This window comes from Streptomyces sp. MnatMP-M17, from assembly GCF_900091995.1.
In the GTDB taxonomy this organism is placed as follows: domain Bacteria; phylum Actinomycetota; class Actinomycetes; order Streptomycetales; family Streptomycetaceae; genus Streptomyces.
Genome location: NZ_FMDK01000363.1, coordinates 1 through 9,873, shown reverse-complemented (window position 1 = coordinate 9,873; position 9,873 = coordinate 1). Strand labels below are relative to the sequence as shown.

Sequence of the window (9,873 nt, the reverse complement as noted above, 5' to 3'; positions counted from 1 at the left end):
GGCGGGCGTCCGTCTCCGGGCCCGCCCGCCGTGAGTACGAGATCACTCCGGCGGGCTCGATGAGTCTGTCGCTCTGGTTCGTCCGGCTGGGCGAACTGCACAGCACGCTCCATCTGTTCCTGGAGCGCTATGTGCAACTGAGCGGTCCCGGGTCCGGTCCCGTCGGCGGTGAGGCACGGCCGACGGCCGGGCACCCGCTGTCCGGGCATCCGCCGACGACCGGCAGGACGGGCTCCGTCTGAACGCCGGGCACGGTCCCGGCTCACCGGTCCGCCCCTCCGCTCGTACCGCTCGCGCCCTTCGTGCCGCCCGCCGCCCTCACATCCGGCGGATCCGCAGATAGCGGCGCAGGTCCGGGACGGACCTCGCCGTCTCGTACGCCACCGCGGCCATGACCGCGCCGGCGCAGACCCACAGCCAGGTCAGATCCGGCTCCTTGGCGTGGTTCATCCCTTTTCTCGCCCGTATCTCGTGCATCGCGTGGATCACGTTCATCTCCTCCTACCAGATCGAGGACCAGTTCCGTCGCGGGTCCCACGGCGGCGGCCACCGGCGCGCTGAGTCCGATGCCCTCCTCGGCGGTGAGCGGCTGGCATCCGACCACCACGATCCACTCGGGAAGTTGGCCGCCGGCTCCCGCGCGCAGCTCATGGACCAGCCGCAGGACCGACGCCGGGTCCATGGCGTGTCCGTCCAGCCGGGCCATGGCAGTGGCCGCTGCTGGGGCCGTTCCCGGGTCGGCCGGGTCGACTTCGAGTACATGGACGGTGCCCGGCGGAGCGCCGCGGTCGACGGTGTCGACAAGGATGAGCCTGCGATAGCCGTCGAGAAGCCGGTAGGCGAGATGGACGCCTCGGATGCCCGTGTCCATCAGGTCGACGTCCGGAGGCAGTTGGTGTCCGCTCAGCCGGCGCAGTGTCTCGACGCCGAAGCCGTCGTCACCGAGGAAGATGTTGCCGATCCCGGCGACCAGGGTCCGGCCGTACGAGGCGTATGGGCCGTACGAGCCGTACGAGGCGTCCGAGGCCTCGGGGAGAGGTACGGGCTCCATGTCAGCCGCCTCCTTCCCGGGCCGGTTCGTCGCAGGCGGGATCGGGATCGAGCTCGTCCGGTCGGAAGTACAGGAACCGGCCCTGCTGCCGGCGTATGTCGCTGCCGGGATCGCCGTCGACGGTGACCGCGACATGCGTCTCGCCGTCGAGATCCTGGAGCACCGCCTCGACCGTCGCGCCATGGCCCGCCAGAAAGATGTCCTGGGCGTCGGACCTGCGCAGCCCGGGCCGTAGAACGACTCTGCTGCCCGCGCCGATCAGCCGCCCGCCGACCGTCACGGTGTCCTGTCCCGGCCGGTCGTACACATCCTGGGCCGGATCCCACCAGGGCAGTCCCGGACCGGTCGGCAGCTCAAGTCCGGCAGGGGGCGCGACCGGTGTTCCCGGGGCACGTGTTGCCCGACCGCGAGTCGCCGGAGCCGGTCGCTCGCCGGTGACTTCGCGCAGACCGCGGATCGCGCCGTGCAGACGTTCCATCACCTCGGCCGGCATACCGTCCACCAGATCGATCACCTCGGCCGCCCGCGCGTCCGTCCCGCGCGCCTCCCGTTTCTCCTGTTCGGTCAGCGCGGCGGTCCGCAGCGAGAGGATCTCGTCGATCTCGGTGGCGTCGTAGAGCGGCCCAGGGCTCTCGGCGGCGATCTCGGGGTGGTCGTCCAGGATGATCGGCGAGGAGAGCAGGACATCATCACGTCCCGCGCCACCGGCCAGCACCGGCCAGGTGTGTTCATTCCGGCAGCTCCGCGCGGCGGGCCTGGCCCACTCCGGCGGGTCCGTCATCGACAGGAACCGCCCTCCGGGCAGCCCCAGCAGCAGATGCGCGCCGATCAGGCTGTACGGCAGGGCCGCTTCGCGATCGTCGCTCTCGCGTCCTTCCGGCGCCCACTCCGACATGTTGCGTACGGTCGCGGTCAGCCGCAGCGCGCCGTACGGGCCCGGCAGCGGCTCGGTGGCCAGCCGGATCTCGCCCGCCAGCGCCCGGCTGCGCCGTACCAGCCGTCCGACGGTCCGTCCCGTACCGCCATGGTCGCGGACCGGCTCGCGCGCCACACCGCACGGACGGTCGAAGCGCAACGTCCGCCCCTCTCCGGTGAGTTGACCGAGCGGTATCCGGTGCTCGACCCGTTCCTCCTCGCCCTCGTCCCAGGGGACCAGCACCCGGTCGGCCAGGTCGAGCCGTGCCACCTCGCTCCAGCCGTCGCCGCCCGGCACCCGACGCTCCACCGTGCGGCGGCGCACCTGGAGGAAGCGCAGCTCGACATCGAGACCGTCGGCCCGGCGAGGTTCGAGGAGACACTCCGTACGCTGCTCCGCGTGCTCGCCGTGCGCCTCGGCCCAGGAGGGCGGCACCAGTACACCGAACTGCCAGCGCAGTTGGTTCTTGCGGGCCGACGCCCGGTAGGGATAGAGCACATATCCCTCGAACAGCAGGGCGTCGGCGACCCGGCGCGCCTCCTCGAAGCCCGCCGTCATGACCGGCCTCCTCGGGCGGTGCCGCCGGCGTCCGTGCCGCCGGCGTCCGTGGCACCGGTGTCCGTGGCACCGGCCGTGCGCAGCAGTTCCTCGAAGGTCCGCTCCCAGGACGGCAGGGCGCGCTCCGAACGGAACCGGCGCAGCGCGTCGAGACAGTCGTCGCGCACGCGCAGCCAGCCGGAGCCGGGGAAGTACTGCTCGATCATGTTCTGCCAGACCTTCACCGGCATACGGAACGCGGTCTCCTTGTGCCAGGCGACCGGCTCAGCCACAAAGCCGCGGTCACCGGAGAAGACCGTGCCCGAGAACAGCAGGAGCAGCGGTACCTCGCCGTCCGCGAGCGCGCGGAAGTACTTGGCCGAGGCCACCTCCATGTCGTACGTACAGACCACCGGCAGTTCGATCTCGGTGGCGCCCGTGAAGCCGGGCACCGTCACCGAGGCATGCGCGAACTGGACCGGCTTGAGAGTGGTGCTCCAGCGCTCCGGCTCACCGAAGAGATCGCCCAGCATCTCCATCTCGGCCGGTGTGTACCGCCGTTGGACGGGCTCGATCCGCAGCTGGCAGCGCAGGGCGACCGCATGGATCCGTGCCGCCGGGTCGTCCGCCTCGATCCGCAGCCGGAACAGCAGGGTCGGGCCCGTGCCGTACGGTTCCGGCCGTACGTCCGCACAGGTGAACGTGAGATCGGTCATCGGCCGTCCTCCCGTCCGGTCGGTGGCCGGGCCTTCGCCCTGACCCGGGTGAAGAAGTCCGTCAGATCCGCGCGGGCCTCGGCGCCGCCGTCGAATCCCTGCCAGTGCAGCCGCATCCGGCCCACCAGCTCGTAACAGGCGTCGACGGGCACCAGATAGCACTCGCCCGCGCCGATTCCGTCCGCGCCGCGCTCCCGCCGGACCAGCAGCGCCTCCGTGTCGGGCTGGAGCAGGGCCGCCAGCCGGCCGGAGCCGAGGACCTCCCGCCAGGTGTCCGGATCCAGCTCGCTCTCCGTGGCGCCCGCGGGGCTCGGATAGAACGCGGCCAGCCGGTCCAACTCCGAGTTACGGAAGAAGAACGCGAGCCCGACCGGAATCTGGAGCCGGTTCCAGCTCTCCTCGTCCAGGGTGAAGTCCGGGTCGGACAGATACCGGTCGGGCACCGCCCGGAAGCGGCCCGCGCCTGCGCCCGGCCGGGTGAAGAGCAGATAGCAGCCCGCGCAGGCGCACATCAGCGAGCGTTTCCCGATGTCCACGAGATGCCGGTGCTCCCCGGCCAGCGGCTCGGCGCACAGCTCGCACCGCTCCTCGGCGCGCGGTGGCCGACGGGTGAATCCGCGCAGCCCGGGCGGTATGCCCGGGACACGGGCAAGGGGGGTGCTCATGGCTTCGCCGTCAGCAGCGTGCCCGGCAGGGCGATCCGTACGGAGCCGTTCTCCTCCAGCAGAGGTACGGGCTCCAGCCGGCCCCGCGCGCCTCGTCCCGCGCCACGGATCTCGTACTCCTCGGCGCAGTCCGGACAGCGCAGCCGCTCGCCGTCCACCAGCGCCGCGCCGCCCAGTCCGCCCGCACAGACCGGACAGTGGTCGCGGTAGGCGTAGAGATTGCCGGGCAGCCGGACCAGCAGCAGCGCCGTGCCCGCCACCTCGCACACCCTGGTCCCGCCTTCGGCGGCGGGCGGATCCGGCAGCGGATGCCACTCGGCCGGAGCCTCACTGGTGGTGGTTCCGGTGGCGGTCCCGCCCGAAGGGACAGCGCCCGTCGTCGCGCCCGCTGTCGCGTCCGGCGGCCGGGACATGATCTGGAGGAGCTTCGGCTGCGGCTTCTCCTCCGCCATACCGTCGACCTCCACACACCCGATCTCGGGCGCGTGGCGCGCCACGGCCTCCTCGATCGTCCAGCGCACGGTCTGCGCGGAGGAAGGACAGCCGTCGCAGCTCCCGCGCAGCCGCAGTCGCAAGGTCCGGCCCTCGGTCCCGCCGTCGTCCGCCTCCGGGCCGATTCCGGCGATCTCCACATCACCGGCGTGCGAGCCGAGATACGGACGGATCTCCTCCAGCGCCCGCTCCACCCGGGTGAGCGTGTCGTCCGGGTGCAGATCGTGCAGGATCAGCAGCCCGCCGACGAGTTCGTCGCCGCCGAGCAGGGCCAGCGGATCGGTGCCGTCCGGCCGGTCGCCCAGCAGCTCGACGATACGGGCCAGGCCCGAACCGTAGAACTCGACGATGCTCCGTACGAGTTCGTCCGCGAGATCGCGGCCCGACGGACCCACCGATCTGCCCAGCTCGTCGAGGAGGGCTTCGATGTGTTCACCGGCCCGCTGCTCCTTGGCCGTTGCTGCCATGTCACGGTGCCTTTCCTCCGGTGGGAGACCTCGGTCAGGACCAGGACCAGGACCGGTGTCAGCCGCCCAATCCGCTCAGCCCGGTGGGCAGATGGGTCTCCCGGACGGTCCTGCCGCCGCCGACGTACATGTGCACGCCGCACGGCAGACAGGGATCAAAGCTCCGCACCGTCCGCATGATGTCGATGCCCTTGAAGCTGTCCGGCGGGTTCTCCTCGAAGATCGGTGTGTTCTGCACCGCGTCCTCGTACGGTCCCGGCGTGCCGTACGAGTCGCGCACGCTGGCGTTCCACGGAGTGGGCGGATACGGATGGTAGTTGGCGATCTTGCCGTCCCTGATCACCATGTGGTGGGAGAGCACTCCGCGTACCGCCTCGGTGAAGCCGACACCGATGGACTCGTCCGGGACCTCGAAGCTCTCCCAGGTCTGGGTGCGGCCGGCGCGGACCTCCTCCATCGCCTGCTCGGCGAAGTGCAGGGCGCAGGCGGCCGCGTACGCCTGGAAGTATGTCCGTGCGCGGTTGCGCTCCAGGGCGTTGCTCCACCGGGGGATCCGCCATTCGAAGGTGGTCTCCGGCTTGGTCATGGTGCGCGGCAGATTGATCTCGACGCTGTGGCCGGTGGCCCGGACATAGCCGAAGTCGACCAGTCCGGACAGGGCCGTGGACCACAGCCGGGCGAGCGGCCCGCCGCCGGTGTCCAGCGCGAGATGGTCCGTGCCGTCGAACCAGCGCGGGGACATCACCCAGCTGTACTTGTCCGCGAAGTCGCGCTTCTGCGGCGCCGGGAGAGTGTGCTGGTTCCATGGATGGCGCGGGTCCACGGGATTGCCCAGCGGATCGCGGTCCACGAAGGTCTCCTGGCCCGCCCAGTCGTCGTAGTACGAACTGCCGAGCAGGATCCGGATACCGAGATTGATGTCGACCAGATCGTTGGTGACCAGTCTGCCGTCGACGATCACGCCCGGTGTGACAAACATCCGCCGGCCCCACTCGGACATGTTCCGGTAGGTGAAGTCGCAGTGCGCCGGGTCGTTGAGGGCGCCCCAGCAGCCGAGCAGCACCCGGCGCCGGCCGACCTCCTCGTACCCGGGCAGCGCCTCGTAGAAGAAGTCGAACAGATCGTCGTGGAGCGGGACGACCCGCTTCATGAACTCCACGTACCGCGTCAGCCGCGTCAGATAGTCCGTGAAGAGCTGGATGGTCGCCACGGTGCCGACGCCGCCCGGGTAGAGCGTGGAGGGATGCACATGGCGGCCCTCCATCAGACAGAACATCTCCCGTGTGTAGCGGCTGACATGCAGCGCCTCACGGTAGAACTCGCCCTCCAGCGGATTGAGCGAGCGCATGATGTCGGCGATGGTGCGGTAGCCGTGGTCGCCCGCGTGCGGCGCCTCGGTGCGTTCGGCCAGTTCCAGGACACCGGGATTGGTCTCGCGGACCATTTTCTCGCAGTAGTCCACACCCACCAGATTCTCCTGGAAGATGTTGTGGTCGAACATGTACTCTGCGGCTTCGCCGAGATTCATGATCCACTCGCCGAGGTGCGGAGGCTTCACGCCGTACGCCATGTTCTGCGTATACACCGAACAGGTCGCGTGATTGTCGCCGCAGATACCGCAGATACGGCTGGTGATGAAGTGCGCGTCACGCGGGTCCTTGCCGCGCATGAAGACGCTGTAGCCGCGGAAGACGGAGGAGGTGCTGTAGCACTCCGCCACCCGCTTGCGCTGGAAGTCGATCTTCGTGTGGATACCGAGGCTGCCCACGATCCGGGTGATCGGATCCCAGGACATCTCCGTCAGGCCGCTGCCGTCCTCGGCTTGCTTGGTCGTCGGCACCATGGGCTGCGCACCTTTCCGGGCGGTGGGGAGGGGCTCGCTCTCTCAGGCGTCGGGTGATCGGATGTCAGGCGTCGGGCTTCGGGTGCCGGGCGGATCACCACGGAGGGTGGTAGCCGGTCAGGACCTTCTCGCCCTTGCGGCGCCACTTCGGTTCCTTGTCGACGGTCCTGGCCGTGACACCGCGCAGCCGGCGGATGACCTTGCCGTACGCGCCGCTGGCCGCCGCGGAGACATGACCGCCCGGAGGCTCATCCATGAAGGGCATGAACTTGTCCGGGAATCCGGGCATCGTGCAGGCGATACAGATGCCGCCCACATTGGGACAGCCGCCGACCCCGTTGATCCAGCCGCGCTTGGGGACATTGCACTTGACCACGGGACCCCAGCAGCCCAGCTTCACCAGACACTGCGGTGAGCCGTACTCGGTGGCGAACTGGCCCTGCTCGTAGTAGCCGGCCCGGTCGCATCCCTCGTGGACGGTCGCGCCGAACAGCCAGGTCGGGCGGAGCTGCTCGTCGAGCGGGATCATCGGCGCGGATCCCGCGGCCTGGTAGAGCAGATAGAGCAGTGTCTCCGAGGCGTTGTCCGGGTGCACCGGGCAGCCGGGGATACAGACGATCGGAATGCCCGCTCCCGACTTCCAGTCCCAGCCCAGATAGTCGGGCACGCCCATGGCTCCGGTGGGATTGCCCTCCATGGCGTGGATACCGCCGTAGGCGGCACAGGTGCCGATCGCCACGACGGCCAGTGCCTTGGGCGCGAGCCGGTCGATCCACTCACTCGTGGTGATGGGCTGGCCGGTCTCGGGATCGTCCCCGAATCCGCACCAGTAACCCTCGCTCTTGACCGCCTCATTCGGAATGGATCCCTCGACGACCAGAACGAATGGCTCGATCTCTCCGCGGTCCGCCTTGAAGAACCATTCGATGAAATTGTCCGCGCCCTGGACGGGCCCGCATTCGAAATCGATCAGAGGCCAGTGCACGGCCACCTTGGGCAGTCCGGGAAGGGCGCCGAGGGCGATTTCCTCGATACTCGGCTGACTGGCCGCGGTGAGCGAGACGGAGTCTCCGTCGCAGCTCAGACCGGCGTTGATCCAGAGGATATGGACGGTGGGAAGTTCTTCCGCGTTCGCTCCTGCGGACGTCGCGCCATCCTTGGCGACTGATGCGGCGGTATCCATCATGCCCTCCTCGTCGGTGAGAGCTTCCCTCCCTGGATAACCGAATCGGGCGGGCTCGGTAAGTGCGGGACGGTCCTATGAACTTCCGTGAACTGGGATTCCATGAACGAACTCCCGTGAACCTTCGGCGAACAACAGCACACCGGACGGCGAAGTGGGCGGTTCGCCGGCCAGGGCGACCGTACGGTGACCGGACAATTCTTCGTCGGTCGCGTGTTCGAGCTTCGAGTTCGGTTCGGGGCTTCGGATTCGGAGGGGGGCGCTCCGCCATGGAATGGCTCAGCGCGGAGAATGTCATCGCCGTGGTCACCGCGGCCCTGGGCATCATCGCCTCACTGGGTGTGCTCTGGTACGAACGCCGGGTGCCGCGCCGTACCCGTATCGGATACCGGGTCCAGCTCGACACACCGGTGAGCAGCGCGGAGCGCACCGGCAGGGCCGGCGTACGGCTGGGCCTCTTCCAGGACAATCCGCAGCTCTCCGACGCCACCCTCGTCCTGCTGCGGATCGAGAACGACGGCTCCACGAGCATCGCCGACTCCGACTACACCGGGCGCGAACTCCACGGTCTGATGGCGGAGTTCACCGGCCGCACGGTCCGGGGCATCGCGGTCACCACGACGCTGGGCGCCGACCATCTGCTGGACCACTTCTCACCGGCGGCCGGGCTGCGCTACGCCGACGGCACCGTGTATCTGCCACGTGTGCCGCTCAACCACGGCCAGCACTTCAAGCTGCTCGTCCTGCTCACCGGCGGAGCGGTCGGTGACGCGATCCGGGTCAGTGGAGGGATCAGGGACGGTGGCGTCTATCCGAACCGCAGCACGACGCCCGACGACACTCCGCCCGTGTTCAGCAGGGCCACCCGGATGATCACCGTACTGCTCACGGCCTGTGTGGTCGTGCTGGCCTCGATCATCGTCGTACGGGACGACGTCCGGCCGCCGATGGGCTGCGCGAAGGGCGAGCTGACCATCACCGGCTCCACGGCGTTCGAGCCGGTCGCCGAGGACCTGGCGAGCAAGTACATGCGGGACTGCGCCGGCTCCACCGTCACCGTCGACGCGCGCAGCAGCGAGGAGGGCCTCCAGGAGCTGGACGAGCGCGGCGCCGCGGCGAAGGGCGGCACACCCGCGCTGATCGCGCTGTCCGACGTGCCCAAGGGCGACGGCCGCTTTCCCGAGCTGAGCGAGAATCCGGTCGCGGTCTCCGTCTACACCCTTGTCGCCAACGACAAGGTGACGCTGCGCGACCTGACGACCGAGCAGGTCCGTGCCATCTACCGAGGCGACATCAGCGAGTGGGACGACGAGCGACTGGGCGGTCCGAAGGGCCTGCCCATCATTCTCGCCAGCCGGAAATCGGGCTCCGGCACCCGTGACATCTTCCGTGACCGTGTGCTCGGCGGTGTCTACGAACCGGCCTACTCCTCGGCCGACTGCGGCAGCAAGGACGACACGTCCGCCAAGGTCTTCCGCTGCGAACTCGACAGCACCGACCGGGTCCTCGCCACCGTCGCCGGCACGGACGGAGCCGTCGGATACGCCGAGCTGCGCTCCGGCGCCCTGCCGAAGGGACTGCACACGCTGAGCCTGAACGGAGAGGCCGCGTCCTCGGACACCATCGCCGACGGCGACTACCCGTTCCGGGAGGTCGAGTACGCGTACACCTACGGCAACCCGCCCGCCGACTCCCTCGTGGCCAGCTTTCTCAACTATCTGCTGCGCGGCAGTGGTCAGGACGTGGTCCGCGCACATGGCCATCTGCCGTGCTCGTCACCGAAGGGACAGACCATCTGCGCCGGTGACGCGGCGCAGTGACGCCGCTCAGTGACACCGCGGGCCGGTGACGGCTCAGTGGAACTGCGGAACGATCAGATACAGGCCGTACGCGACGGCCGCCGCGCAGGCGAGAAAGCACAGCCCGGCGACGGCCCTCGCCAGCGGAGAAGGCCGTCGGCGGCCTCCGGCGAGGCGCGGGCGGCCGTCGGGCTCGGCCCGCTG

The 9,873-nt window shown here is 69.4% G+C and carries 9 protein-coding genes and 1 pseudogene; 2 read left to right on the top strand and 8 right to left on the bottom strand.

Annotation, left to right across the window (positions count from 1 at the left end; genetic code table 11):
• Positions 1–242 (top strand): hypothetical protein (locus GA0115259_RS40350; protein ID WP_202450067.1); only part of this gene is annotated, 242 nt, incomplete at its 5' end.
• A 76-nt stretch (positions 243–318) separates the two neighbouring features.
• Here the strand turns inward: GA0115259_RS40350 and GA0115259_RS42820 are convergent.
• From GA0115259_RS42820 to GA0115259_RS16910, 8 genes and pseudogenes are all read right to left on the bottom strand, one after another.
• A complete protein-coding gene (locus GA0115259_RS42820; protein WP_370748010.1) occupies positions 319–393 on the bottom strand; it encodes a DUF6893 family small protein in 75 nt (24 codons plus the stop codon).
• Positions 394–517: 124 nt separating this feature from the next.
• Positions 518–1,051, bottom strand: a pseudogene (locus GA0115259_RS16940) (hydrogenase maturation protease); the annotation flags it as partial.
• Position 1,052: 1 nt separating this feature from the next.
• The gene (locus GA0115259_RS16935; RefSeq protein WP_093597373.1) at positions 1,053–2,525 is read right to left on the bottom strand and encodes a hypothetical protein; all 1,473 of its coding nucleotides are present in this window, start codon (positions 2,523–2,525) and stop codon (positions 1,053–1,055) included.
• A complete protein-coding gene (locus GA0115259_RS16930) occupies positions 2,522–3,220 on the bottom strand; it encodes a DUF6084 family protein (RefSeq protein ID WP_093597370.1) in 699 nt (232 codons plus the stop codon). The genes GA0115259_RS16935 and GA0115259_RS16930 overlap by 4 nt, the downstream gene beginning before the upstream one ends.
• Entirely contained in the window at positions 3,217–3,885 is a 669-nt protein-coding gene (locus tag GA0115259_RS16925; RefSeq protein ID WP_093597367.1) for a DUF5947 family protein, read from the bottom strand. Before GA0115259_RS16925 ends, GA0115259_RS16930 begins: the two co-directional genes overlap by 4 nt.
• Entirely contained in the window at positions 3,882–4,844 is a 963-nt protein-coding gene (locus GA0115259_RS16920; protein WP_093597364.1) for a NifU family protein, read from the bottom strand. The genes GA0115259_RS16925 and GA0115259_RS16920 overlap by 4 nt, the downstream gene beginning before the upstream one ends.
• A gap of 58 nt (positions 4,845–4,902) precedes the next feature.
• Positions 4,903–6,687: a nickel-dependent hydrogenase large subunit gene (locus tag GA0115259_RS16915; RefSeq protein WP_093597361.1), complete on the bottom strand. Its 1,785-nt coding sequence runs from the start codon at positions 6,685–6,687 to the stop codon at positions 4,903–4,905.
• Positions 6,688–6,781: 94 nt separating this feature from the next.
• The gene (locus GA0115259_RS16910) at positions 6,782–7,870 is read right to left on the bottom strand and encodes an NADH-quinone oxidoreductase subunit B family protein (RefSeq protein WP_093597379.1); all 1,089 of its coding nucleotides are present in this window, start codon (positions 7,868–7,870) and stop codon (positions 6,782–6,784) included.
• A 269-nt stretch (positions 7,871–8,139) separates the two neighbouring features.
• Here GA0115259_RS16910 and GA0115259_RS16905 point away from each other — a divergent pair, with 269 nt between their 5' ends.
• Positions 8,140–9,690: a substrate-binding domain-containing protein gene (locus GA0115259_RS16905; protein WP_093597358.1), complete on the top strand. Its 1,551-nt coding sequence runs from the start codon at positions 8,140–8,142 to the stop codon at positions 9,688–9,690.
• The last annotated feature ends 183 nt before the right edge of the window (positions 9,691–9,873 follow it).